Annotated in this window: 14 protein-coding genes and 1 pseudogene; 4 read left to right on the forward strand and 11 right to left on the reverse strand. The window is 68.7% G+C overall.

The genetic code is table 11. The features are described 5' to 3' along the window. Window positions 1-49: 49 nt before the first annotated feature. Window positions 50-406 (forward strand): hypothetical protein, encoded by a 357-nt coding sequence (locus ACIQPR_RS03955; protein ID WP_403641467.1) that lies wholly within the window; start codon window positions 50-52, stop codon window positions 404-406. Window positions 407-447: 41 nt separating this feature from the next. Here ACIQPR_RS03955 and ACIQPR_RS03960 read toward each other — a convergent pair whose 3' ends face one another. Together ACIQPR_RS03960 and ACIQPR_RS03965 are read right to left on the reverse strand one after the other, a co-directional pair. After that, window positions 448-2,304 (reverse strand): insulinase family protein, encoded by a 1,857-nt coding sequence (locus tag ACIQPR_RS03960; protein WP_403641470.1) that lies wholly within the window; start codon window positions 2,302-2,304, stop codon window positions 448-450. Further along, complete coding sequence (locus ACIQPR_RS03965; protein ID WP_403641472.1) at window positions 2,301-3,266, reverse strand: hypothetical protein; 966 nt, start codon at window positions 3,264-3,266, stop codon at window positions 2,301-2,303. Before ACIQPR_RS03965 ends, ACIQPR_RS03960 begins: the two co-directional genes overlap by 4 nt. Window positions 3,267-3,439: 173 nt before the next feature. Between ACIQPR_RS03965 and ACIQPR_RS03970 the strand changes: the two genes are divergently transcribed. Then, the gene (locus ACIQPR_RS03970) at window positions 3,440-3,883 is read left to right on the forward strand and encodes a hypothetical protein (RefSeq protein WP_403641475.1); all 444 of its coding nucleotides are present in this window, start codon (window positions 3,440-3,442) and stop codon (window positions 3,881-3,883) included. Here ACIQPR_RS03970 and ACIQPR_RS03975 read toward each other — a convergent pair. Beyond that, on the reverse strand, window positions 3,873-4,259 hold the full coding sequence (locus ACIQPR_RS03975) for an ATP-binding protein (protein ID WP_403641478.1): 387 nt from the start codon (window positions 4,257-4,259) through the stop codon (window positions 3,873-3,875). The genes ACIQPR_RS03970 and ACIQPR_RS03975 overlap by 11 nt on opposite strands. On the opposite strand from ACIQPR_RS03975, the gene ACIQPR_RS03980 reads away from it, so the two are divergent. Both ACIQPR_RS03980 and ACIQPR_RS03985 read left to right on the forward strand, forming a co-directional pair. Then, window positions 4,221-5,066 carry a helix-turn-helix domain-containing protein gene (locus tag ACIQPR_RS03980; RefSeq protein ID WP_403641481.1) on the forward strand — a complete coding sequence of 282 codons (846 nt, stop codon included), beginning with the start codon at window positions 4,221-4,223 and terminating at the stop codon, window positions 5,064-5,066. The genes ACIQPR_RS03975 and ACIQPR_RS03980 overlap by 39 nt on opposite strands. A gap of 8 nt (window positions 5,067-5,074) precedes the next feature. Further along, window positions 5,075-5,251 (forward strand): annotated as a pseudogene (locus ACIQPR_RS03985) (DUF397 domain-containing protein); the annotation flags it as partial. Window positions 5,252-5,593: 342 nt separating this feature from the next. Here the strand turns inward: ACIQPR_RS03985 and ACIQPR_RS03990 are convergent. From ACIQPR_RS03990 to mfd, 8 genes are all read right to left on the reverse strand, one after another. Then, complete coding sequence (locus ACIQPR_RS03990; RefSeq protein WP_403641484.1) at window positions 5,594-6,121, reverse strand: hypothetical protein; 528 nt, start codon at window positions 6,119-6,121, stop codon at window positions 5,594-5,596. 188 nt (window positions 6,122-6,309) lie between these two features. Continuing rightward, window positions 6,310-6,867 (reverse strand): Imm1 family immunity protein, encoded by a 558-nt coding sequence (locus ACIQPR_RS03995; protein ID WP_403642911.1) that lies wholly within the window; start codon window positions 6,865-6,867, stop codon window positions 6,310-6,312. A 152-nt stretch (window positions 6,868-7,019) separates the two neighbouring features. Then, the gene (locus ACIQPR_RS04000) at window positions 7,020-7,601 is read right to left on the reverse strand and encodes a suppressor of fused domain protein (RefSeq protein ID WP_403641486.1); all 582 of its coding nucleotides are present in this window, start codon (window positions 7,599-7,601) and stop codon (window positions 7,020-7,022) included. Between the two features lie 209 nt (window positions 7,602-7,810). Next, a complete protein-coding gene (locus ACIQPR_RS04005) occupies window positions 7,811-8,281 on the reverse strand; it encodes a hypothetical protein (protein WP_403641489.1) in 471 nt (156 codons plus the stop codon). 90 nt (window positions 8,282-8,371) lie between these two features. Next, window positions 8,372-19,441, reverse strand: coding sequence for a LamG-like jellyroll fold domain-containing protein (locus ACIQPR_RS04010; protein ID WP_403641492.1), 11,070 nt, complete (start codon window positions 19,439-19,441; stop codon window positions 8,372-8,374). Window positions 19,442-19,750: 309 nt separating this feature from the next. Beyond that, window positions 19,751-20,494: an HNH endonuclease family protein gene (locus ACIQPR_RS04015; RefSeq protein WP_403641495.1), complete on the reverse strand. Its 744-nt coding sequence runs from the start codon at window positions 20,492-20,494 to the stop codon at window positions 19,751-19,753. Between the two features lie 201 nt (window positions 20,495-20,695). Next, on the reverse strand, window positions 20,696-23,062 hold the full coding sequence (locus tag ACIQPR_RS04020) for a hypothetical protein (RefSeq protein ID WP_403641497.1): 2,367 nt from the start codon (window positions 23,060-23,062) through the stop codon (window positions 20,696-20,698). A 95-nt stretch (window positions 23,063-23,157) separates the two neighbouring features. Beyond that, window positions 23,158-26,712 (reverse strand): transcription-repair coupling factor, encoded by a 3,555-nt coding sequence (gene mfd, locus ACIQPR_RS04025; protein ID WP_403641500.1) that lies wholly within the window; start codon window positions 26,710-26,712, stop codon window positions 23,158-23,160. Between the last annotated feature and the right edge of the window lie 151 nt (window positions 26,713-26,863).

The raw sequence follows: 26,863 nt of genomic DNA on the forward strand, positions 1-26,863 counted from the left end.
CCGGGCGGCGGCCCGTGCCATAACCTTGGGCCGACCTTGGGGGGTTGACATGGCAAAACGGCTGGAAGCCGGCTGGGGACAGCGAATCGCCTGGGTGTTCCTCGCGTGGGCGTCGTGCGGCCTGCTGATGTGGGTGCCCTTCCTGTACGCGGCGATCCGCCGCGGGCAGGGTTCGGACTGGGGCGCGTTCGCGTCGTTCGTGCTCTACGAGTGCGTCACCCTGCCGTGGGCGGCGTCGGGCGGCAGCTCCAGCGGCGACCCGTTCCTCGGCCTCGCGGTCGTGGCGACCATGCTGATGGCCGCCGGACTGCTGCTGTTCGGGATGTTCGACAACCCGCCCCCGAAGCAGCAGCTGTACATGGGCATGCCGGTGCCCCCGCAGCAGGGCAACCCCTACCTGCGGTAGCCCACCGGCTCACGGCCTCACTGCCTCATTGGCTCACTGACTCACTGGCTCCCGGTGCGCCGCAGGATCCGTACCGCGGGCCAGACGATCAGTCCGGTGACGGCCCACAGGAAGCCGGAGAGGCCGAGCCATTCGCCGGTGCCGCTGTCGGGATCGCGGCCGAAGACCGTCATCGCGAGCGCGACGAACGCGAACAGCCCGCCCAGGAGGAAGAGGACGACGAGCGCGGCGGTCTGTCCGCCGGTGCGCCGGGCGGGCGCGGCGGCCGTGCTCTCGCCGACCGGTCGCGCGGGCGGCGCCTCCGCGCGCGGGGCGCTCCGCGGCGGCAACTCCACACGCGCGTGCGGCGGTACGGCCGCGTCGAGCGTCGCCATCGTGTGCGCGTCGACTCCGTAGAGCCCCGGTTCCACGGCGACGGCGAGACCGTCGGTCCCGATCAGCCGCCGCCCACCGTCGGGCCAGCTGAGCACGGCGGCGCAGGAACGGTACGGCACGGTCACCGCGAGGTCGGCGCCGTCGCGACCGCGCGCGGTGAGGCTGACCCCGTCGTCCCCGACCACCAGCGCGGACCCGTCCTTGGTGACCGCTTCGAAGCGTCGCCCGGTGACGGCGTACGGGGAACGCGTCGGCGCCTCCGCGTACCCGGCCCAGCCCGCGCCGTGCCCCGAGGGCACCTGGAGCAGGGCGGTACCGGCGGCCTCCAGGGCGACGGCGTGCAGCTGATGGAGCGTCACCGACCAAAGCTCGTGCCGCAGTTCGTCCAGAGTGGGCGACGGCCGTCCGGCGAGCAGGTCCTCCGCCGCGCCCGGCAGCCGTCGTACGGCCGCGTCGGCCGCCGTCAGTCCCGCGTCGGCGCGCGTGCGTACGGCGTCCAGGTCGGCCTGCGCGATCCGGCCGGCCTGGAGCGCGGCGAGGACGTCGACGAAGCCGCCGAGCACCGCGTCCTGCTTGGCGGGCAGGGCGTCGGCGAAGGCGGTGAGGAGGGCGTGGCCGTCGCGGCGGGAGGTGTAATCGGTGGCCGCGGTATAGGAGTTGCCGTCCTCCTGGCGCAGGGCGCGGGAGAGTTCGCGTTCCAGGACACCGGCGTAGAGGCGGGCGGCGGCGGTGTCGGTGACGACGGCGTCGAGCAGCACACCGCCCTGGCCGTCGGCGAAGTGGGCGGGGGTGGTGGGGAGCGCGGAGGTGACGGCGGGCAGCGGGTGGCGGGGGCCCGGGGGCAGTCGGAGCGCGAGCCCGGCGGGGAAGCGCTCGCCGGCGATCCACAGCACGGCGTTGCCGGCGGTGAACCAGGTCCGCGTCCAGTGCCGTACGTCCTCGGGACGCAGGTTCCTGACGCCCCACTCGGGGTAGCTGACCAGGCCGTAGCCCTGGGCGCCGTAGCGCCACAGCGGGAGTTGGCCGGGTTCGCGGCGGGACTCCTCCGTCCGCAGGATCTCCTTCTCCGTCTCCAGGCGCTCCATGGGGAGGTCGGCGAGGGAGGCGCAGACGCCGTGGAGGTAGGCGACGATCTCGTGTTCGGCGCCCTCCACGTGGAAGTGGGTGAAGGCGGCCTTGGTCGCGCCGTTGTAGTGGTAGTCGGTGAGACCGTGGCGGTGCAGGGCGAGGTGTTCGACGAGGTGGGTGACGCCGGCGCGGGCGAGGGTCTCGTCGGCGGTGCCGACGCGGAAGACGAGTCCGGCGCGCGGGGGCCCCGGGGCGTAGGCGAAGAGGGTGGGTATGCCGTCGACTTCGGTGCGGTGGATGGCGTTCGGGCCGGAGTCGGCGGCGGTGGCAGCGGATGCCGTGTTGGCGGTGGCGGTGGCGGTGGCGAACTGGCTGTGCTGAGCGGCCCGGTGGTCCTCGGGGCGCGTCCCCCGGTGGTCCTGGGGGTTCGTCCCCTGGTGGTCCTGGGGGTTCATCTTCGGCCTCTCAGAGCGGAGTTGGCGGTGTCGCGGTGCTGGACGTACGCCTCGGCGGGCTTGCCGAGGTAACTCCACGGATAGTCGGAGGCGAGGTTGCCGAGGGCCCGGAAGTGGGCGGCGGCCTGCGCGGTGTCGCCGATCAGCGAGAACAGCGCGGCGAAACACCCCTGGACGGTGACCCAGCCGTACGGTCGCGCGAAGCTCGGGTGGAACACGGACCGCCCGGCGGCCTCGACGAGTTCGGCGTGCACGTGCGGCTGCCGCAGGTACTCGGCGCGCTTGTCGTCGGCGCCGAGGTCGAGCCAGTGCTCGATGTGCGCCTCGGCCACCAGCCCGCCGTTCAACGCCCCTTCGGGCGCGGTCAGCAGACACTCGCGCGCGAACCCGTGGGCCTCGTCCCAACTGCCGCCCCACTTGGGGCACAACGTCTGGAGGAGACGGGCCTGCCCGGTGAAGTGGTGGGGGTGGTGGCGGGCGAGCCGGTGGTAACGGCGCCGGGTCTCGTTCTGCCCCAGCGACAGACCGCGAGCGGTGTTCAGCCGCTCGGCCCAGGCCGCGTCGTAGGAGGGGTCCAGTGCCGTGGCCCGGATGAGCTGCTGCTCCGCGTCCCTCAAGTGGGCGTGGAACGCGGTGAACTGGTCCCTGCTGACGTCCTTGGCCCGCGCCGCGGTCCGTATCCCCCACCCGACCTCGACGAGCCGCGCGCCGAGCACGGTGAGCGCGAGAACGTCGTGCGGTACGGCGGCCACCTGCTGCCGCAGCGCGTGCTCGACGCCGTCGACCTCGGCCAACACCCGTACGAAGAAGGCCCGGTCGGTACCGGGCGGCAGGCTGTCGTGGTACTGCCGGATCGCGGCCCAGTCGCCCACGGCGGCGGCCCGGCGCAGCCAGGCGACCTCCGGGAAGGCGGAGGCGAGTTCGAAATCGGGGCCGGGTGCGGGCCCTGGGACGGATGACATGCGGCGGATCCTAGGCGAGGCCTCTGACATCGAGGGGAGCGGGGAATGCGCAGGTCAGACATGGGTTGGACGTGACTGTCACTTGACTGTCCCCCGACCGCCCGTCCAACCTCCGTTCACCGAGGCCTCATAGCTTCCCCACTTTTCCGTACGTCTCCCGGGAGCCACCGCCCATGTCCCTGAACGCCCGCCGCAACCGCCAACTCCTCGAAGCGGCAGCCCCGTTGCTCCTCCAGGAAGAACGCGTCGAGTTCATGTCCCTGGCCGCGATCGGCTCGGTCTCCGTCCGCAAACAGGCCCTGACGGCCGCCGTGGTGGGGGTGTTGAGCGCGGGCACGGTGATGGCCACGGTCACTCCACGCCCCCTGTACATAGCCCTGACCGACCGGAGAGTCCTGTTCTTCGACGGCAACAGAGGCGGCAAACCAGGCAAGTTGGTACTGAACCTGCCGCGCCCGTACGTCTCGGCGGGCGGCTCGAAGAAGGCGTTCCTGGGCTTGCAGTTCACGACGCGGTTGTCGGTGACGGGGCAGGAACAGGAGCTGAAGGTGACGTTCCCGGTACAACACCGGGGGGACGGGCCGCGGTTCGTGGGGGCGTTGCCGGTTACGCGGTGAGTGGTTCGCATCGGGTGTGGTTGCGGCGGGCGCCGTGCCTGGGCGACGGCTGCCAGCCTGGGGGATCGGAGCGGGCCGGGACGAGCGCGAGCGCCGGCCCGCACTCGGGGTACGCGTGCGTGTCCGCGTCCGCGTCCGCAACGAGTTCCAACGGCCCTGCTGGGGGCGGAGGTTCGGGATCGGCGTCCCAGGCCCCGATCCGCAAGATCCCCGCTCTGGCCCCCACCCCCGCCTCCCAGCGGACGCGCAGCTCGACGGGCCCGTCCGTATGCCGTACGGCGTTGGAGACCAACTCGGCGGCGATGAGTTCGGCGGCGTCGACCAGGCCGATGAGTCCGTGGACGGTGAGGATGAGGCGGACGGTACGGCGGCTCACGGTGACGGCTCAGGGGTCGAGCTGCACAGGCTCCGCGAGGCGGCGGAACTCACCGCCGTCGATGCAGCGGCGCTACTCGGAACGGGTCGCGTGCAGATCAGCCACATCGAATCCGGAATCGTGGGCGTGAGTGAAGAACGAGTACGCCGCCTCGCATCCCACTACGCCTGTACGGACGCGGAGTTCACCGAGGCCCTGGTCGCGATGGCAACGGAGCGCACGCGGGGTTGGTGGGAGGAATACCGGGGCCTGCTGCCCACGTCGTTCCTCGACCTCGCCGAACTGGACCATCACGCCACGTTCTTGCACGAGGTGGCGATCCTGTACGTGCCGGGGTTGACGCAGACAGAGGACTACGCCCGCGCGGTGTTCTCCGCGAGGGTCCCGGAGCTCACCGACGAAGAGCTTGAGTTGCGCGTCCGACATCGCCTGCAACGCCAACAGATCACTGCCCCGTACGAGTTGGTGATCCACGAGTCGTCCCTGCGTATCAGGGTCAGCGACCGCGCGGCCTCCCGAGCCCAACTCACCAAGCTTCTCGGGCTCTCCGAAGCGGACAACATCACCATCCGTGTCATCCCGTTCGACTTGGACGGCTTCGCCCGGGCCGCCAGCGCGATGACGTACGCCGGCGGCTCCGTACCCAAACTGGACACAGTCGTACGCGACGTACCCCACGGCTCGGCCTTCATCGACTCCGAAGCACAACTCGGTGCCTTTCGAACGCGCTTCCGTAAGGTGGAAGCCGTGTCACTCGACCCCGATCGGTCGCGCGACTTCATCAACCGACTGGCGAAAGAGCTGTGAGACACCTCATGGACAACTGGCGGAAGTCGTCCCACTCGAGCCCGGACGACGGCAACAACTGCGTGGAGATCGCGACCACCCCCACCCACGTATCGATACGCGACTCGAAGGCACCGGCCGGGGCCACGCTCACCTTCCGCACTGGAGCCTTCGCCGCCCTCGTGCAAACCGTCAAGGCAGGCACGGCACACCCCCGGATCGCAGTCGGTGCCACCGTCACCATCACTGACGGCCCGTTCGTAACGCTTCAGGCGACGATCACGGAGATCGGCACCCCGACGTCGGGGGCCAAGGGTGTGATCGAACTGTTCGGACGCCCCTCCCCGGTCGAACTCACCATCACCGACACCTCGAACGAACGACGGGTGACAGCAGTTCAGGACCGCTCGCAGATCATCGCCAAGCACCAAGACGCCATCCGCCACTTCGGGGTCGTGGGACGCATCGTCTCCGGTAGAGACACAGGCCGGTACATCCGGGTCGACACCATGGCCGACCTCGACGAACCTGCTGGGGAACATACGGAGTCATTCGGCGTAATGATCCGCAGCGCGGACGACCCTCGCATGCAGATCCACTGCGTCGGAGAATGGGTAGAGGATTGGGCCGGTGTGGAGGAATCCTTCCGACTCGATGGCCGCCAAATCGACTGGAGTCAGTGAACGTAGTGCGGTGCCCCCCAGGCACTCCCTCGGCTCCTTGCCCTCGACGAAGGCCGACTGCGTCTCGTCGTAGAACGGGTGGTGGAAGGTCGTCGTCAGGTGCGCGCCCTGCGCAACCGGCGCCTCCCCGCCAACCTTGCCGCTGTGACCGGGCGTTACCGAGGACGCCGCCGCGACCGTCTCGGCCGCCGACACCTGATCAGCGCCGTGGTCGTGACTCGCGCCCAGCGCCCCCAGCACCGCAGCCGACGCCGCCAGGCCGAACGCCGCCTTGCGGGCGACCTTCTTGGCCAAGGACTTCGCACCGTCCTTCGCACCCTGCTTCGCAGCGGACTCCGCCGTCGCCCTGATCGTCAGGTCCACGAAGTCGTGGTCCGCGTGCGTCACGATCACCGCGGTGACCGTGTGGGCCTCCGTACCCGCAACCCCCGGGCAACTTCTCTTCTTGACCGCAGCGTTGCGGCTTCCAAGGCTCCAGAAAGGAGCCCATCAGGAATTCAACACAGCCAACGGAGAAGAGCTCACGTTCGGAGCCATTTATTCCGTTCGATCTGTCCGTATAGCGCCATTCGCATAATTCGCTAGGAAAGACTACCCCAGTCGATCACCGGATCTTCTACGAAATCCACTATAGGAGCTCTGTCAAGTCGCTGACCACTCACCTCACCTGGCACCCAGTCGATGCAGCCAGGACGGTCGCCGCTGTTCGAGAGGCAGAACTCGTCGAGCGCGGCAAGCACCCGATCGACTGGAATCGCACTAGCAGGGTCATGGAAGAGAGGGTAGCCCGGGTCTGATACAACGCATGGATCGACGGAAGGCGGGTGAGGATTATTGGAAATCCAAACGGATTCATACAGCTTGCCCACCCTTGAACTGTCGCCGTCGACAAACCAGATGAGGCCCCCATATCCCGTTCGCCTATTCACTGCTACACGCAGATGGTTATCAGCTACTCGATTTTCGTTGCTATGCCGCTCGTCCGCCATGGAAAACCATGCGTCACTTCCCGGGGTATAGCTCTTCCCCTCCCCATCTTCCCCGCGAAGGTTCTCCATGACGGTCGAAACTATGCGGGCTATCTCCTCCAACGTCTCGCCATAGACCCATTCACCATTGAAGAAAGCACTCAATATCATCGATACCACTAATTCCGAATGATCTGCAAGACTGCCCAGTGGAACATTGCCACGGAAAGGCCACCGTCGAAAAATTCGGGGTCACAAAAATTTGAGACCTGAGACGCTCCAACCTACTCATCGTCAAGTCAGCCAGCCCAGAAAAGCAAAAATTAAACCACTTGCCCTCTGCGCAGGTCTAGGATGTCAGGATTGCAAGCAACCAACTCTGCTTCAAATTTCGACCATCCAACTTCGATGCGCCTGCTCAATTCCCTGTCCCCAACAGGAATCAGCCACACAATTGCCGCGCGCCGACCTCCATCCAGAGGGAAAGAAGAGAAATCGTCCGGATAGTATACGGGCGGCATGGCATAGAGACCTACCATCTCACTCCCCGGAGCGATCGGCCCCGGCAGCCTGATGAAATCTCCTCTGAGCACTGCCTTCCCGCTTTGAATTGACCTGGAAGCGATATGTTCAAGGATTCCGGGCCACGGCCCGTGGCCAGACTCGCGAGGGTTTGGCTCACCATAAGAGCACGCCATCAATTCAATAGAGATTTCCTGCCCACCGTCGCGAACTCGCAAGGGAATTTGACTGAGACCGACCGTCGCATACGATGTGACATTCGAAAATTCACCATCACCGAACATGCAAACGGTAATTTCGTGATCGTCACGCAGTTCGTCAACCGCCCACCCTCCCTTCATCACGCCGAGGCAGCTCTCCAGGTGAACAAGGGCTGCACTCATAGTGAGATATCGTCCATTCCATTTCCGGATCATGGTGCAAGCGGTAAACTCCGCCCGAATACCCGTTGGCTATTTTGAGCTGCTTCCTCACCCGTGACATCGTCACGCCAGATCAGAACAACCAATTCCGCTTCGGATTTCGAGCACGTCTTCCAACTCGAACGAAAGAACAAGTCGTCCCGGCTCACCGTTGGGCGCCGTCTGCCGAGTCAGAAAAGCATGCCTTCGTCCGGCGAATCCTTGATCACGGCCTGCAAAGTGTCGGGGCTGTCCTGCGTTTGCACAGGAGCTCTGAGCGTTACCCCTTCTACATCCACATCAAGCTCGTCGGGAGCCGGCGTATACAACTCGATCCCATACCCGGTAAGTACGCATCCAGAGCCATCGAGACTGAATTCGATTGAATTTGAGCGCAATTCAGCCAGCACGTCACCGAACGGCCTCTGCAGGAGCTGAATACCCGAAAATGAAAGTTCAGATACAGCTGTCGCCTCGATGAAGTCCAGGCGGTCGCTCTTGTCAAAGTGCAGCATTAGCCCCCTCGAAGAGTAGTGGTCAATGAGGGAGTCATCAGGACTTCTTTTGAATGAGGAGAAGTTACCCAGCCTTTCGCGAACATCACTCCTGAACTCGCCAAAGTGGGCACGCTCAATCCCGACCCAGGGAATTACTTCATTCACAGGAACCTCCACGTCGATACGTGCAATCCGACAATCTGACGAGTGCGGGGTGACGGACCATACGCATCAATCTTCCACGGCGATATCGAACTAGAACAATGTCAACTGCACGTGAAGCATGCCGGGAACTCTCCTGAGCGCTTGATATCTAGCATTATTCGGCAGGTCGTCGATCATCTGTCCTATTGCATTGTTGTATTTACCGGGGAACCGATCAACAACGTCGTCGATGTCCATCTGCATGGCCTCGTCGGCACGTCCTTGACCTATTAGGCTGGCCTGCGCAGCCCGCCAGTTCTCCGGCCCGTCGCCTCGTCCCCAACTTGAGGTCGCAACATGGTCAACCTCATCCATCTGAATTGACGGTCCGTATCTCAACCCGAGAGGCGAACTCTGATTCGCCGGCATGTGGTTGATCTCGGTACCAGGGACATTCGTCTTCTTAAGTTTCCCTGTGACCGAATCAATGTCCTTTAGATCCTTGTACTGCGACGCACCTCTGTATTCATATCCTGGTGCGGCCTGACCACACTTGGCAACAGCGTTTGCATTGTGGACCAAAACCGGCGTGGTACCAGCCTCCACATAGTACGTGTGGAGACTTCCGATGGTCAGGTCGTACGTAGTGGTATTCGCATGAAACAGCCGAACACTCATAACCTCAGCGGTCCCGGTCGTAGTCCTGAGGACGTCGCCGACCTTCAATTCCTTGGCGTCGACGAACCCCGACTGGGTCTCATCGTAAAACGGGTGGTGGAAGGTCGTTGTCAGGTGTGCGCCCCGCGCGTCCGACCTGGTCCCGGCAGTCTTGCTGTTCTGGCCGAGTGGCGCCGGAGAGACCGCCGCCACCGTCTTGGCCACCGGCTCCTGACCGGAATCGTGACCGTGGCTCGCGCCCAGCGCTCCCAGTACCGCCGCCGATGCCGCCAGGCCGAACGCCGCCTTGCGGGCGACCTTCTTGGCCAGGGACTTGGTGGCGTTGTCCACGCCCTTCTTCGCGCCGGCCTTGGTAGCAGCCTTGATCGTCAGGTCCACGAAGTCGTGGTCCGTGTGCGTCACGATCACCGCCGTGACCTTGTGCGCCTCCGTACCGGCAACCCCAGGTACCGAGTTGGCGATCGTGTCACCCACCTTCACCTGGTCGATCGCCTTCGTCGAACCGTCGGCCATCAACACCCGCGTCGAACCGGTGAAGCTGTGCGGGATCGGGCAACTCGCGCCCTCGTCCTCGCCCGAGTGGGACTGAGACCGCGTCCCCGCCCCCTCAGACTCCGCCGCAGAAGCCGCCTCGTCCGTGGCATCCGCTGCCCCGGCCTCCCCGGCCTCCGTCGCGCCCTTGCCGAACAGGCCGCCGACGACCTCCATCGCCTTCGGTGCCGCCTTCGCCAGGACCTTGCCGCCCAGGGCGCCCAGGGCGCCGCCCAGGGCGCCCGTCGCCGCGCCCTCGATCGCCGAGCCCGCGAACGCTCCCGCGCTGCAGTCGCCGCCGCCGTTCTGGGCGCACTTGAAGCCCTGTTCGACCAGGGAACCCGCCGCGCCCGCCAGGGCCGCGCAGCCGATCGTGCCCACGCCCCATGTCGCCGCCTCGCAGCCCGCGAAGACCGCTGTCGACACGACGATCGACGTGATCGCCGCCGCGTGGTTCTTGACGAACTTCGCGGTGGTCTTCACCGCCTTGACCGTGGCGTGGTAGGCCGTCCGCGTCGCGTGGGCGACCGCCTTCGCCGCCTTCTTCACCTCGTGGGCGACCTTGTGGGCCGCGTGCTTCACGGCGTGGACCACGCGGTGGGCGACCTTCGACGCCTTGTGGTACGCCGTGTGCACCGCGTGAACTGCCGCGTGGTACACGCGTTTCACGTGTCTGACCGTGTAGTGGTAGACGCGCCGCGTCACCCGCACCGTCGCGCGGTAGACGTCCGCGACCTTGTGGACGACCTTGTGGGCCGCGTGCTTCACGGCGTGGACCACCTTGCGGGCCACGTGCTTCGCCGCGTGGTAGACGGCCTTCGCCGCGTGCTTGACCTTCTTGACCACGTGCTTGGCCTTCTTGAGGTCGCACGAGAAGCTCCACATGGAGCAGTGGCCGGACGGGTCCGTGCCCACCATCGGGTTGTCGTCGACGTAGGCGAAGGGGTTCGCCGCCACCGAGTCGGGGCTCGGGTCCAGGGACACGCTGTCCTTGTTCAGGAACTCGCCCGTGTTCGGGTTGTACCAGCGGGAGGCCGTGCCGACGTCGCCCGTGCCGGGTTCCGTCCAGCCCGACTGGAAGCCCAGGTGGCCGATCAGCGACAGCGTCGCCGTCACCTTGCCCAGGGGGTCGTACGTCGCCGAGCCGCTCAGACCCGTCGCGCCGGACGTGAACGTGCCCACCACGTCGTCGTGCAGGTCCGTCAGGGCCAGGGCACCGGCGGATGAGCCGGTTTGTTTGATGCCGACCAGGCCGCCGCCCGGGTCGTAGGTGTAGGCGTCGTCGCCGTCCGTCGCGATCGTGTTGTCCGCGCCCGAGTAGGCGAACGTCCGGGTCGACGACGCGGATGTGTTCGTGTCCGTGATGTTCCGGCCCAACGCGTCCAGCGTGTACGACTGCGGGCCGGCGACGATCTGGTCGCCGAACGCGTCCGTCTTCAACGCGGCCGTGCCGTTCGCCGTCGATGACTCCTGGGTCATCGTGCCGCGCGCCGAGTAGGAGTACGAGTTCGTGCCGTCCGACGTCAGCTGGTCCCGCGCGTCGTAGGTGTAGACGTCCGCGCCGACCCGCACCCGGTTGCCCGAGGCGTCGTACGCGTACGCCGTCGTCGCCGAGCCGTTGTTCCACGACGTCAGGCGGTCCGACCAGTCGTAGGTGTACGTGTTGGACGACGCGCCGGTCACGCCCGCCGTCGTCTTCGACGTCAGGTTGCCGTTGTCGTCGTAGCCGTAGGTGAAGCTCGACAGCGTGGTCGCGCCCTGCACCATGACGTCGCTCGACAGTTCGTGCGCGCTGTTGTAGCCGAACGTCCTCGTCTGGCCCGTACTGCCGTACTTGACCGTCTTCAGGTTGTTCAACTGGTCGTACGTGTACGAGAGATGGGTGCCGCTCGCCGCGTCGTCCAGGGAGGAGAGGCGGCCCGCCGTGTCGTAGCCGTACGACTGCGTGCCCGCCGCGTCCGCGCGGCTCAGCATCGAGCCGTCGTCGTTGTACGTGAAGCTCGACGAGCCCGCCGCACCCGAGGTGGACAGGAGGTCGCCGCGGTCGTCGTAGGTGAACGCGTCGTGCGTGGAGGCCTGGTGGTCCGCGGCGCCCACCGTGCCGGCCTCGTCGGTGTCCGCGGAGGTGACCCGGCCGTCCGCGTCGTAGGAGAAGCTGTGCTTCGCCGTGGCCGCTTCCGCGCCCGTGCCGGTCATCGTCTTGAGCTGGTCGTTGGCGTCGTACGTCATCGACGTCGTGACGCCGCCGGGCGCGGTGGCCGAGGTGACGTTGCCGTCCGCGTCGTAGGCGAAGGTCGTCGTGGAGTCGGCGGCCGAGGTGTACTGGCTCGTCGTCGGCTCGGTGACCGTCTCCTGCTGGCCCCAGGGGGTGTAGCCGTAGCGCCAGGAGTTGCCGCGGCCGTCCGTGAAGCGGGTGCGGTTGCCCGCCTGGTCGTAGCCGAAGGACGTGGTGATGGAGGTCGTCGCGTCGACCGGCTCCACCTGCTGGGTGATGGTGCCCGCCGCGTCGTACGTCCAGCGGGTGGTGTGCTGGTTGGCGTCGGTGGCCGCGGTCAGGTTGCCGTTGCCGTCGTACTGCTGCGAAGTGCCGTACAGGTACGTGCCGTTGGGGTCGTAGCTGCGGGTGGCCGTCGGGTCGTCGTCGACGTCGTAGTCGGTGGTCGTGTAACTGCCGTCCGCCAGCGTCGTCCTGGTGTTGTTGTCCTCGAAGTCGTAGGCGTAGGACGTGGAGTTGCCCGCGCCGTCCGTCGTCTTGGTGACGTCGCCCGCCCGGTTGTAGGTGTACGTCGACGTCACGCCGCCCGGGGTCGTCGTCGAGGAGACGTGGGCCCCGTAGGGGTTACCGGTGGTGACGGCGTAGGAGGTGGTCGAGGTCAGGGTGCGGGTGGAGGGGTAGCGCTCCAGGGTGGTGGCGGTGACCTGGCGGCCGAGGTAGTCGTAGGTCGCCTGGGCCTGGGCGCCCGTGCCGTCGGTCGCGGTGCGCTGCTCGCCGTTCGTGTCGTAGGTGGCGTGGGTCTTGGTGCCGTCCGGCTCGGTCACCTGGGCGAGGTCGCCGAGCTGGTCGTAGAGGTAGGAGGTGGTCCGGCCGCCCGGTGTCGTCTCGCCGGTCTGGTTGCCCTCGCTGTCGTACGTCCAGACGGTCGTGCCCGCGTCGGGGGTCGACGCCCCGGACGGGGTGTACGACGGGAGGGTCTCGCTGACCTTGTTGCCGTCGGCGTCGTAGGCCGTGGTGGTGACCAGGCCGTTCGGGTCCTTCTCGGCGACGGCCTCGCCGAAGGTGTTGAAGCCGCTGTAGGTGACCGGGCGGACCGTCACGGCGTTCGCGGCGATGCCGTCCGCCTCCGACTGGACGGCCGGGGCCGTGGTGACGGCGAGGTTGCCCGCCTCGTCGTAGGCGTAGTCGGTGGTGTTCTGCTCGGGGTCGGTCTCGGAGGTGGGCAGACCGCGTCGGTCGTACGTGTACTTGGTGGTCCGCTGGTCGGAGGAGCCGACCGTGCCGCCCGAACGGCCCTTGCCGTAGAGGGAGTTCACCTCGGTGGCCGACAGGGCCCGCTGGTAGGTCTGGGCGTTCTGGACCGAGCCGGCCACGACGTCCGAGACCGCGCCGCCGGCCAGTTTCGTGCCGCCGATCGAGAGCGGGCCGCTGCCGGTCCACGGGGTGGTGTCCGTGGCCGTGCCCGCGAGGGTGCCGTTGACGTAGAGCTTCATCGCGCCGGTCGACGCGTCGAAGGTGCCCACCAGGTGGGTCCAGGTGTTCAGCGTGGGCGCGGTGGTCGCCTTGGCGTCGTAGAAGGCGGCCGGGCTGCTCGCGTCCTCGCCGGCCACGTGGAAGCGGTAGGCGTTGTCCCCCTTCGAGTACTGGAGGTAGAAGGAGGGCCTGTTGGTGCCGCCCTGCGCGACGAACGTGCGGTAGGTCGAGGTGTCCGTCAGGTTCACCCACGCCGACACCGTGTAGGACGCGGACGTGTCGAGGACCGGGCCGTTCGTCGCGATCACGCTGCCGGTGCCGGTGGTCGTGCCGTCGAACTGGGCGCCGCCGCCCGAAAGCCAGGTCACTCCGGAACCGGCGGTCGCGGTGTTGCCCGTGCCGGAGGCGTCGGTGACGGATCGGCCGCTGGTCTGGTCGAGCTTCCACCAGCCCGCCGGGTGCCCGGAGGCGTCGCCGTACAGGGTCTCGCTGAGCAGATTGCCCATGTCGTCGTACGTGTGGGTGGTGGTGCGGTCGAAACCGGTCGCGTCGTGGTCGTTCTCCGACGCGATCTGGTCGTCCGGGGTGTACGACACGGACGTGACCCGGTCGACACCGGTCGGGTCGACGGTCGTCGACGTCGTGCGGCTGGAGGCGTCGACCGTGTACTGGGTGACGTTCTCGCCGTTGTCGGTCGTCTGCGTCAGCAGGTTGCCGGCCGCGTCGTAGGTGTCCGACTCCAGGGTGTAGCTGCTGGAGGCGTCGGAGCTGGTCTTCTTCACCGTCGCGGTGAGGCCGTCGTCGGTGTAGGTGTACGACGTCTTGTTGCCCATGGCGTCGGTGATCGAGGCCAGCCGCCCGGCCGGGTCGTAGGCGCGGGAGGACTCGACGAGCGAGGCGGCGGTCTGCGGGGAGACCGGGTCGCCCGTGTACATCAGGGACTGCGTGAGCAGGTTGCCGTTGTCGTCGTAGGTGTAGTCGGTCTCGTTGCCGGCGCTCGTCACCTCCGACTTCTTGTTGCCCGAGGTGTCGTACGCGTACGTCGTCGTGTTGCCGTACGACGCGCCCGCCGCGACGTTGGCGTCGGACTCGGTCAGCAGCCGGTCGTAGGCGTCGTAGGTCTGCGTCTCGGTGCGCGAGGTGTCGCCGCCCTGTCCGTCGGCGACGGTCTGGGAGAGGACGTCGCCGTCGTCGTCGTAGACCGTGCTGGAGACGGCGGTGTGGGTCGCGCCCTGCACGCGGTCGGTGATCTGGGGGTCGCTCTCGGTGGTGACCTGGCCGTTCTGGTCGTACGTGTAGCTGGTCGTGAGCCCGTTCGGGTAGGTGTCGGAGACGACCTTCTGGCTCAGGACCTGGCCCACGCCGTCGTAGGTGTACGACGTGACCAGGCCGATGGCGTCGGTGGTGGAGGCGACGTCGCCGTTGCTGAAGTACGCCACGGAGTTGACCGCGCCGCCGGGGCTGACCGTCCTGACCGGCAGGCCCTTGGGCACCACCCCGCCGCCGGTGGCCGGGTAGGTGCTGGTGCCGTCGCTGTAGACGGTGGTCGTGGCGCGGCCGGCCGGGAAGCCGGGGACGGCCGGGCCGGTGACCGCGGTCTGGTTGCCCGTCGAGTCGTAGGTGTACGACGTCAGATAGGTGGTGTCGGTCGCGGACGCGGAACGGCCGTCGCGCTCGGTCAGCAGCTGGTCGTTGCGCGGGTCGGCCGTGGTCAGCTGGGCGGTCGTGTCGTCCGGGTAGTACGTGTAGTACTCGGTGTCGCACTTGTTGGCGACCTGGTCCTGGCAGGACGTGGACGAGACGATGTTGCCGCGCACGTCGTGGCCGGTGGTGGTGACCGCGCCGTTGGGGTCGATGACCGTGTGCTCGAAGCCGGCCGTGTCGTAGCCGAAACTGGTCTTGTTGCCGAGGCCGTCGGTCTCGGTCAGGGCCCGGTTGCCGTTGGTGACGTCGTAGGTGTACGTCAGCGTGGACGTGGTCGGCGAGGTCACCTTGACCGTCTCGACCGGGAGCAGCCCGCTGGAGTTCTTGGCCGCCTCGACATGAGCCGCCACGTCCGCCGCGCTCAGCGCCGTGTGGTAGAAGGCCGCGTCGGCGATCGAACCGGTGAAGTGGCTGACGTCTCCCGGGGAGTCGAGCCAGCTCTTGGCGAAACCGGCGCCCAGATAGAGGTGGTTGTAGGTCTGGTCGGCGGGGGTGCCGGAGTAGCTGGACTGCTGGACGCCGTCCAGGTACAGGGTCTGGGTGGCGCCGGAGGCGGTGAGGGCCACATGGTGCCAGGCGTTGTCGGTGACCGTGCCGGTCGAGCCGAACGCCGTCGAACCGGAGCCGCTGCCCGAGTAGTAGTGGCCGTGCAGCTTGTTGTCGCTGCCGACGTACAGCAGGGGCGCCCAGCTGCCGGACGCGGCGGTCGCGCCGGAGATCACCGCCGACTGGGAGCCGACGATGACACCCTGCGAGGCGGTCTTGAACCAGAGCTCAAGAGTGCGGTCACTGGTGCCGAACTGCACGGACGTCGGCAGCTCGGTGTAGGACGAACTGCCGTCGTACGTCGTGGCCTTGGCGTCGGTGAACGGTCCGCTCGCGCCGAGCGTCACCCCGCTGTACGTGCCGTTGCCGCCGTGCACCTCGTTGAGGGCCGTGGTCGCGCCGGCCGCCTCGCCGAGCCGGTAGTAGCCGGCCGGTCCGCCGCCGAGGACCGCGCCCCGGTAGGTCTGGCTGGAGCCGGTGACGGTGGGCGCGGCGAGCTTCCAGACGCCGCCGTTCTCGTCGGTGAGCTGGGTGAGGGCCGTGGTCGCCGGGTCGTAGGTCATCGTCGCGAAGGCCTTGCCCGAGGGACGCTTCACGGAGGTGAGCAGGGACGCCGAGTGAGTGCCGTACTGGTAGAGGGCGTTGACGTCGGCGGCCACCAACGGCCGTCCGTACCAGGCCGCGTCGGCGATCGAACCGTTGAAGTAGGTCGCGTAGCCGGTGGCGTCGCTGCTGCTGGCGTGGTCCTCGTCGGGCCAACTCCCGCCCAGGAAGCCGGTGCCGAGGTAGTTGAAGACCTGGTTCTTGCCGAAGGCGACCGCGCTCTTGATGGAGACGGTGCCGGTGCGCGAGCCGACCTTCGTGTTGTCGAGGAACAGCGTCTGCGAGTTGCCGGCCGCGCTCAGCACCACGTGGTGCCACTTGCCGTCGGCCACGGACGCCGAGGACACGATCGGGTTGATGCCGCCGCTGTACCAGAACTCGGCGTTCAGCTTGCCGTCGGTGCCGACGTAGACGGACGGCGTGTAGAAGCCCGCGGCCTTCGCCGAACCGATCGGCTGGGAGGCGTACGAGTAGAGCACGCCCGGTCCGGCCGAGGTCTTGAACCACAGGGACAGCGCGCCCGAGTCGGTGTCGTTGCCGGTGTTCTTCGGCAGCGCGACGTCCGAGGTGCTGCCGTTGAAGGAGGCCGCGGTGGACGAGGAACCGGTGAGCGGCCCGGCCGCGCCCAGCGTCACGTTCTCGTAAGTCGCGTTCTTGGTGCCCTCGTTGGCGAGGACGGCGTCCTTGGCGGTGGTGCCGGAGCTCTCGGTGAGCGGCCAGGCCGCGCTCGGGTCGAGGTCGAGGGAGGCGTTCTGGTACTGCGAGCCGCTGGTGTAGCCGTACGTCGTGCACTTCGTCGCCGACAGGGGCGCGCACACGGTCGTCAACTGGTCGCCCGTGTAACCGTAGTTCCAGGTCAGCGCGGTCGACGCGGTGCCGGTGGTGACCGGGTCGGTGGTGACGGTCACGACGTGCGGGGAGAGGGGAGCGCTCGGTGCGGACCAGGTGAGGTTCAGGGCGCGGCCGGACACGTCGGACTTCATCTGCGTGACGTGGGTGCCGGTCCAGGTCAGCGTGATGGAACGGCCGTTGGCGTCCGTGACCGAGGTGAGCCCGTAGTTGCCCGTGGTCAGCAGGGTGGTGAAGGCGTAGACCGTGTCGTCCTTGTCGGTCAGGCTGTAACCGCCTGCGCTGACCGTGGCGAACGTGGCCCAGCGACCGGTGCCGGGCGCGAAGGTGCCGTCGCTGTTCTTGCCGTAGCCGACCTGCGAGCCGTCCGGATAGGTGACGTTGACACTGGTGACCGCGCCGGCCGCGCTGTACTGCTCGGTGGCCCGCGAGTCGAAGATCGACGACCAGCCGGAGCCGAAGGCCCCGGTCCAGCGGGGGTCACGGGAGTTGTAGTCGCGCTCGACGTCGAGGGACGGTCCCACGGTGGAGATCGAGGCGTCCGTGTCGGAGGTGGTGTAGTTGCCGATGGACGCGTCGAAGCCGTGGTCGCTGCTGTTCTGGGACAGCCCGGAGGTGATGGCCGGTTGGGGTACCTGGACGGACAACTCGTAGGGATCGGCGGGCGAGTAGAGCCCGGTCGTCGCGTCGTACGCCTGCACTTCCCAGGTGTAGTTCTTGCCCCAGGCGAGTTTCCCGGCCGGTACGGTCCAGTCGCCGGTGGAGACCAGGCCCGAGTCGGAGACCAGGGTGTTGTTGGCGTCGTAGACCTTGAACTGGTACTTGTTCGCGCTGCCGCTGGTGGAGTTGGCGCCGCCCGCCCAGGCGGTGAACTCGGGGGTGGTGGTGCCCACGACCGCGTTGTCGGCGGGGAACTGCTCGTAGAGCTGCGGGGCGGTGTTCCCGGTGTAGGTGACCGAGATGTACGGGCCCTTCCCGGCGTCGTTGAAGGAGCCGAACTGCTTCCAGTGCACGTTGTCGTTCGTGGCCGCGTAGACCGCGAGGCCGTTGTCGGCCGTCGTCCCGCTGAACCAGCCCTGGATCGCGGACGTCGTCAGCGGCACGCTCAGCCAGTCGCCGACGGTCCGGTCGGCGCCGGTGTTGGCGCAGGCGTTCGGGACGCTCGGGGTCAGGTTGCCGATGGAGGAGCCGTAGGTCGGCCCGGGGTAGGCGGTGACGCCCTCGGGTGTCCACGCCTGGGTGACCAGGGCGACGTCGAACTTCTCGGCGGTGCAGGTCGCGGCCCAGGTGTCGAACAGGTGCAGCGTCGCCGAGGTGACGGTCGTGCCGCTCGCGTCCCAGGCGGTGTCCCAGTGGTTGATGTAGCTCGCCGCGGAGTGCGTGCCCGAGTCGTACGAACCGACCTTGATCGTCTGCTCGTAGGAGTGGTCGCCCGTCGCGTCCGAGCCCGACTCGGCGTAGGTGGTGGTCCAGCCGTCGTCGACGGTCGGGTCGACGGTGACGGGGAAGACGCGGTGCGTGTCCTTCAGCCAGGTCTCGTCGAGGGTGATCTTCAGCGCGTAGCCGCCGCCGTCCCGCACGAGGGTCGTGGTGACGTCGTGGGTGGTGGTCGGGTCACCGGAGCGCGGGTCGACCTTCGAGTCGTAGGCGTACGACGAAGGGACGCGCTCCACGGTCTTCCCGGCGGCGTCGCGCAGGACGATCGAACCGTCCTTGTTCTGGACGGGGTTGAGGCCCTTGAGGCGGAGCGGGAAGGTCCAGGAGTCGCCGGCGTCCGCGGAGTGCAGGACGACCGCTTCCTTCACACCGGTGGCGGTGGGGGCGACCTGGAGATCGGTGTCGGTGAGGACACCCGGGTAGGTGACGCGCGAGCCGCCGTCGACGGCGCCCTTGACGGCCTGGGCGTTCTTCAGCCCGTAGGAGACGGTGTGCTGTGCGTCGGGGGCGAGGGAGACGAGCGTGGAGTCGTCGGCCTCGGCCGCGAAGTCGACGTCGACGGAGTTGGCCCTCTCGTGCCACCGCCCGTCCGGTCCGGCCCGCACGTCCACGTCGATGGGCGCCCATTTGCCCTTGCCCACCTGGTAGTTGACGGGCGTCGGCGAAATCTGTCTGGTGACCGAACCGTCGGCGTTGTCGAAGACGGTGTCGGTCCGGGAGGACTTGCCCGCGTCCCGCTTGCTCGTCCTCGCGTCGAAGCCGGCCTTGCCCGCGGCGCTCTTCCCGCGCTTCACCGACGCCGAGTGGGCGTGGTACGCGCCGAGTTCGCCCTTGCCCTTCCCCGGCTCACGGCCCGCGCCCCGGTGCGCCTCGGTGGCCGCGGCGGAGACCCGGTGCGACTTGCCGGCCGCCGTGCCCGACTTCTCCGACGGCAGCCGGCCCCAGTGCGGGTCCTTCAGCCAGGCGGTGAGCGAGGACAGGCTCGGCAACGAGACGTCCACGGCGTGCAGTTCGACCCCTTCGGCCATCGCCTGCTGCGTCGTCCACATGAGGGCCAGCGCGGTCAGCAGGAGCAGGGCGACACCGCGGCGGGCGCGCCGTGTGCGACGGGAGGGGCGAACACGGCGAGCGAGCCGGATACGCACGAGGGGGACTCCAACGGTCGACGGGCACGAAGCAGCCGCCGCGAGTCATCACCGCATCGATTGACCGGGTCCTGACAGGCAGCTACAGAAACGCACAGATCTTGCCCATCTCAAACAAAGACCCGACAGACCCCTGAAGGGATCATCGACCGATCTTGACCATTACCCGGTGAACGCGCCCCGAGTCACCCCTCATGCCCCTTTGCTCCTTGTGAACTCCTTTGCCAGTACAACGACTTGAGCAGAACAGATCGTCATCTCCCGTATGTGTACTTCACGGGAAAGGGCGTGCCCCGACGGGCACTCGTCTCACTTCGCGTGGAACCTCGACGGCGCGTTCGTCGGGTTCCCGCCGGACGGGAGCCGCTGGCCCGGACAGGCCGAGAGGACCTTCTTCATCGCGGCCTTCTCGGCGGCCGTGACCCACAGCTCGTACTTCTTCTTCACGGCGACCTGCGCGGCGACATACGTGCAGCGGTACGTCTTGTCCGGCGGCACCCAGGTCGCCGTGTCGCCGTCGCCCTTGCTGCGGTTGGCGCTCGCGCCGACCGTGAGGAGGTTGAGGGGATCGTTGGCGAGCGCTATGCGCTTGCTGGCGTCCCAGTACTTGGCGCCCTTCTGCCAGGCGTCGGACAGCGCGACGAGGTGGTCGATGTCGACGAGACTGGCCCCGCGACGGTAGATCACCTCCTTGCCGGAGTACGGGTCGGATTCGAGCACGCCGTACGACACCTTGCAGTCGCCGCCGGTGAACTTCACCTGCTTCAGGTCCCGTTTGAGGATGTCGTCCCTGGTGTCACAGCCGTTGGAGTCCGTGTCGGCCCAGGCGCTGCCGAACCGCTCGCGGGAGTAACCGGTCTTCGGCGCACGGCCCTTGACGGGCAGGGACTCGGCGGCGGTCAGGGCGGCACCTCCGCCGGTGCCTCCGCCGGAGTTCCCCGCGGAGTCCCCGCCGGCTGTCGCCTCGGGCCCGGAGGCCCCGGTGGTGTCCTTGCATCCGGCGACGGACAACATGATCAGGACGGCGACAGCCGCCCCACCCCTCAGACGCATCACGGTGCGCCCCTCCCCTGGTTCACCCGGCCCCCGCCCCGGCGGGGGCGGATATTGACCTGGTGCCCACGTTAGCGGCGCCGATGTCGTGAACATATGGGGCCCGGGGGCGCATGACGTGCAACTCGGACGCAATCGGCTCGACTTGACGGGCGTGGGCGCGCCCGCCTCGCACTACCTCCACACCCTTGACGGACCAGTTCAGTGCAGCGGCGACGGGACGAACGTGACCGTCGCCTCCGTGTCCCGGTCGACGGCCGGGGCGCAGACGGCGTTGGCGCTCGTGCAGGCGCCCGACCAGCCCTGGATGAGGTAGTCCGGGTCCGAGACGGCCGCGGTCAGTCGCTGGCCGCTGTCCACGATCCGGACCACGCACGGCTTGCTCTGGGTGGGGATGCTGATGTCGAGGTCGGCCTTCAGCTCGCAGACCTGCCCGGCCCGGTTGTCGGTGATCGTGACGGCGCGGTCGGCCGCCCCGGTGCTCGTGACCGTGAGGGACACGAAGCCCGTACCGGTCAGGGCGGCCCTGTACGACTTCCCTCCGGACATGATCGTGAGTTGATCGCTCGCGGGCCCGACGCGACCCGGCGAGAACTCGACCGACACCGTGCAGGTCGCCCTGGCCTCCAACCGGTCCGCGCAGGTGCCGTCCGCGTACGAGAAGCCGCTGTCGCCCGGGACGGTCGCGGAACCGAGGTCGATGGCCTTGTCGTTGGGGTTGGTGACGGTGAAGTCCACCACGGGCGCCTCGACGGACGGGAAGATGTGCGTCAGCCCGAACTCCTGTGCGCTGGGGGTGATTTCGGGCCCGGAGAGTGTGATGGGCGTCGTCCCGCCGTCGCCGCCCGCCGTTGTCTGACCCGTGGTGGTCTGACCGACCGTCGTCTGGCCGACCGTCGTCTGACCGGCCGCCGAGCCGCCGATGGCCCCTCCCCCTCCCACTCCCCCTGCCGAACCCGGACCCACCGGTGGCGACGAGCTGTGGCCGCCTCCCCCGCCCCCGAATCCCCCCAGGGCCTGCCCGATCGCCGTACCGACGACCAGTACCGCCACCACCGCCGCCACGGCCGTCAGCACCCGCCGCCAGGAACGCGGGTTCCCCGGCGGAGGTGGTGACGGTGGCGGCGGTGACGGCGGTGGTGGAGACGGTGACGGCGACGGGGGCGGCGGCACCGGTTCGAGCAGTGCCAGATTCGCCGCGGTGACCTCCGCGCCCGCCGTGTCCCCCAGCCGGGTCCGCAGGTCCAGGGCCCGTCGCAGCAGTCGGCGGGCCTCGTCCGTACGGCCGTGGAGGAGGTGCTGGACGCCCTGCTGGTGGCTGAAGTACGCCTCGGCCGCCCGGTCGCCGAGCCCCCGCGCGGCGGTGATCCCCTGTGCGAGGGCGTGCTGCCAGGCCTGCCAGTGGCTCTGGACGAACAGGACGCGTTCGACGGCGGTCACCAGCTGGGAGACGACCTCCCACTCGCGCCGCTCGGCCGCGATCCCGAGGAGGCTCAGCGCCGCCTCCACGGCTCCGCGCGCGTCCTCGCCGGTCGGGTCGCCGGAGGCGAGCCAGGTGACCAGCGAGCGCAGGACGGTGGCCAGTCCGATGTGGCGGTACAGGATCTGCCGGTACGACTCGCACTTGCAGACCGGCAGCCCGAAGCGGTCCTCGCGCCGCTCGGCCAGGCCGCTCGCGAACAGCGACTCGAAGGTCTCGCCGACAAACGCGATGTCGGCCATCTGCGCGAGCAGCCCGGCGGGCAGCAGCGCGCCGCCGAACAGGGTGAGCACCGCCAGCACCCGCTTGGCCTGGAGGCCCGCGGCCGAGATGCTCAGCTCGTCGAGGGTGTCCGGGTCGGACTCCGCGCGCCGGGCGAGGTCGGCGAAGGAACGCCCGTCGGACCGCACCAGCGCGCCGGCCTGCCGGAGATGCAGCGGCTGTCCGTCCACGGCGGCCACCAGCCGTCGTACGGCGGGCAGTTCGGCGGCCGTGACCGAGCGGCCCAGCTCCCGGGAGAGCAGGTCGACCGCCGCCTGTTCCGACAGGCCCGGCAGCGCGTACGAGGTCCCCAGCGCGCCCAGCACCGGGGCGGCGGCGCCGATCACCAGCGCGCAGCCCGGCAACACCCTTCTCAGGTCGGCGAGTTGATCCGGGCGGTAGGACACGTCGTCGAGTACGACGACTCCTGCGACATGTCCCAGCGCCTGGCCGCACTGCCGGGTGGTGAGGCGCCTGCCGTCCGGGAGGGGGTAGACGTAGAAGTGGCGCATCAAGTCCTGGAGCAGGTCCTCCGGTTCGGTGTCCGCCACCCGGACGTACGCTCCGCCCACGGCCGCGTCCCTGAGGAGGGTGGTCTTCCCCGCTCCGCAGGGGCCGGTGAACTCCACCGCCGCGCGCTCACGGACCGCCGCGCGCACGAGCCCGCGCTGCTCCTCCCGCCCCGCGACGAACGGCGGCGCGAGGCCGCCGGGACCGTGGGAACGCCGTGTCGGTCGTGGTTCGGTGCGCAGCGGGACGCGTGTGACGCGGGCGCCGTGCCGGTCGGTGAACGTGACGGCGAGACCGCCGAGGACGACACTGTTCATTCCTCCCCCTGGGAATGAACGGGGCACCTGACAGGCGCCGATGCGTCAACGATGGGGAGTGGGCGACACCCGTGTCAAGGCATCGCCCACACGGGCTACGACCCCAGGATCGTGGCCAGGAACTCACCGACCCAGCCCAGCAACTCCCGCCCCACCAGCGGCTTTCCGCCCACCCTGGACGTCTTGGGGCGCGGTACGAGCACCTGGTGCGCGGCCGGCTTGATGACGGTGCCGGGGTAGAGGCGCTTGAGGCGCAGTTCCTGGGACTCGCGCAACTCCACCGGGGCGAAGCGGATGTTGGTGCCCTGGAGGACGACCTCGCCGACGCCGCACGCGCGCGCGAGCATGCGCAGTCCGGCCACCAGGAGCAGGTTCTCCACCGGCTCGGGCAACTTGCCGTAGCGGTCCACGAGTTCCTCGCGTACGGCCTTGATGTCCTCCTCCGTGTTGGCGGAGGCGATCGACCGGTAGGCGGCCAGGCGCAGCCGCTCGCCGGGGGCGTAGTCGTGCGGGACGTGCGCGTCGACCGGGAGCTCGATCTTGACCTCCAGGGGCGGTTCCTCCTCGACCCCGCCCTCCAGGGACGCGCGGTAGTCGGCGACCGCCTCGCCGACCATGCGGACGTACAGGTCGAAGCCGACGCCCGCGATGTGGCCGGACTGCTCGCCGCCCAGGAGGTTGCCCGCTCCGCGGATCTCCAGGTCCTTCATCGCCACGTACATGCCCGCGCCCATCTCCGTGTGCTGGGCGATGGTGGCGAGGCGTTCGTGGGCCGTCTCCGTGAGGGGCTTCTCCGGGGGGTACAGGAAGTAGGCGTAGCCGCGCTCGCGGCCCCGGCCGACCCGGCCGCGCAGCTGGTGGAGCTGCGAGAGACCGAAGTTGTCGCCTCGTTCGACGATCAGCGTGTTCGCGTTGGAGATGTCGATGCCGGACTCGACGATCGTCGTCGACACCAGGACGTCGAACTTCTTCTCCCAGAAGTCGACGACGACCTGCTCCAGGGCCTGTTCCGACATCTGGCCGTGGGCGGTGGCGATGCGCGCCTCCGGGACGATCTCGCGCAGTCGTGCCGCCGCGCGGTCGATCGATTCCACCCGGTTGTGGATGTAGAAGACCTGGCCCTCGCGCAGGAGTTCACGGCGGATCGCGGCACCGATCTGCTTCTCCTCGTAGGGGCCCACGAACGTCAACACCGGGTGACGCTCCTCCGGGGGCGTCGTGATCGTCGACATCTCGCGGATGCCGGTGACCGCCATCTCCAGGGTTCTGGGGATCGGGGTGGCGGACATCGTCAGGACGTCGACGTTGGCGCGCAGCTTCTTCAGCTGCTCCTTGTGCTCGACGCCGAAGCGCTGCTCCTCGTCGACGATGACCAGGCCGAGGTCCTTGAACTTGGTCTCCGAGGAGAACAGGCGGTGGGTGCCGATGACGAGGTCCACGGAGCCCTCGCGCAGGCCCTCCAGGGTCGCCTTCGCCTCCGTGTCGGTCTGGAAGCGGCTCAGCGCCCGCACGTTGACCGGGAACTGCGAGTACCGCTCGGTGAACGTCCCGAAGTGCTGCTGCACCAGGAGGGTGGTCGGGACGAGGACGGCGACCTGCTTGCCGTCCTGCACGGCCTTGAAGGCGGCCCTGACCGCGATCTCCGTCTTGCCGTAGCCGACGTCGCCGCACACCAGCCGGTCCATCGGGACCGACTTCTCCATGTCGTCCTTGACCTCGGCGATGGTGGTCAGCTGGTCGGGGGTCTCCGCGTACGGGAAGGCGTCCTCCAGCTCGCGCTGCCAGGGGGTGTCCGCGCCGAACGCGTGCCCCGGGGCCGCCATCCGGGCCGAGTACAGCTTGATGAGGTCGGCCGCGATCTCCTTGACGGCCTTCTTGGCGCGCGCCTTGGTCTTCGTCCAGTCGGCGCCGCCCAGGCGGTGCAGGGTGGGGGCCTCGCCGCCGACGTACTTGGTGATCTGCTCCAGCTGGTCGGTGGGGATGTACAGCCGGTCGCCGGGCTGGCCGCGCTTGGCGGGGGCGTACTCGACGACCAGGTACTCGCGGGTGGCGCCCTGCACGGTGCGCTGCACCATCTCGATGTAGCGGCCCACACCGTGCTGCTCGTGGACGATGTAGTCGCCCGTCTCCAGGGTGAGCGGGTCGATGCTCTTGCGGCGGCGGGCCGGCATGCGGGCGCCGTCCTTGCCGGCGGCTTTCTGCCCGGAGAGGTCGGTCTCGGTGAGGACGGCGAGCTTGAGCGCGGTGTCGACGAACCCGTAGTCGATCGATCCGGTCGCGACGTGCACCACGGAGGGGGCGATCTCCCCGAGGTCCGGCTCCAGGCGGGCCGCCACGCCCTCGCCGCCCAGGACCTCGACGGTGCGGGCGGCGGGCCCGTGGGCCTCGGTCACGAAGACCGTGCGCCAGCCGTCCGCGAGCCAGCCCTTGGTGTCGGCGAGGGCCTTGGCGGTGTCGCCGCGGTAGGTCTCCGGGGCGTGCATCCCGAGCTTCAGGGTGTCCGTGTCGCCCGCCGCGTCGGCGGCGGACGTGAACGTCTCGTCCGCGGCGAACGGCGACACCGACCACCACATCATGTCCAGCTCGCGCGCCCGGTCCCGTACGTCCGCGATGGACCACAGGGAGGCCGCGTCCACGTCGATGGGCGCCTCGCCGCCGCCCGCCGTGGCCGCCCAGGAGGCCTGGAGGAACTCCTGCGAGGTGGCCACGAGGTCGGCGGCACGCGTGCGGACCCGCTCCGGATCGCAGACGACGGCCATCGCGCCCTTGGGGAGCACGTCCAGCAGCAGTTCCATGTCGTCGACGAGCACCGGGGCGAGCGATTCCATGCCCTCCACGGCGATGCCCTCGGCGATCTTGCCGAGCAGCTCGCCCAGTTCGGGGTGCTGTTCGGCGAGGGCACGCGCGCGCGTGCGGACGCTTTCCGTCAACAGGAGTTCACGGCAGGGGGGTGCCCACAGGCCGTGTTCGGCGACCTCCAGGGAGCGCTGGTCGGCCACTTTGAAGTAGCGGATCTCCTCGACCTCGTCGCCCCAGAACTCGATGCGCAGGGGGTGTTCCTCGGTGGGCGGGAACACGTCCAGGATGCCGCCTCGTACGGCGAACTCGCCGCGTCGCTCGACGAGCTCCACGCGCGCGTACGCGGCGGCCCCGAGCGCGTCGACGACCGCGTTCAGGTCGGCCGACCCGCCGGACCGCAGGGCGACCGGCTCCAGGTCGCCGAGCCCCTTGACCTGCGGTTGCAGCACGGACCGCACCGGGGCCACGACGACGGAGACCGGGCCCGTCTCCGGGTCGTCGTCCCGGGGGTGGGCCAGGCGGCGCAGCACGGCGAGGCGACGGCCCACGGTGTCGCTGCGCGGGCTCAGCCGCTCGTGCGGGAGCGTCTCCCAGGAGGGGTACTCCACGACGCCGTCCGGGGGCAGCAGCGAGCGCAGGGCCGCCGCCAGGTCCTCCGCCTCGCGGCCCGTCGCGGTCACCGCGAGGACGGTGCGGCCGGCCTCGCGGGCGAGCGCGGCGACGGCGAAGGGGCGGGTCGCCGGGGGGCCGACCAGGTCGACGTGCATGCGGTTGCCGTCGGCCGCCGCGCGGGTCGCTTCCGCGAGGGCGGGGTCCTTGACTACGGCGTCGAGCAGACCGTGCAGACTCATGGAGGGGCGCTTCCGTCCGGGGGGTGGGCAACACGAAGGGCCCGACGCGGGTTGTGGTGGGCCGGGGGCTTCCAGCGTACGACGACGGTGACGCGACCGGGGTTGGTGCCGGTGTACCGGGCCCCCTTCGCCCCCCGACCGGAAAGTCGCC

The sequence above is a fragment of the Streptomyces sp. NPDC091280 genome, from assembly GCF_044768565.1.
Classification (GTDB): Bacteria; Actinomycetota; Actinomycetes; order Streptomycetales; family Streptomycetaceae; genus Streptomyces.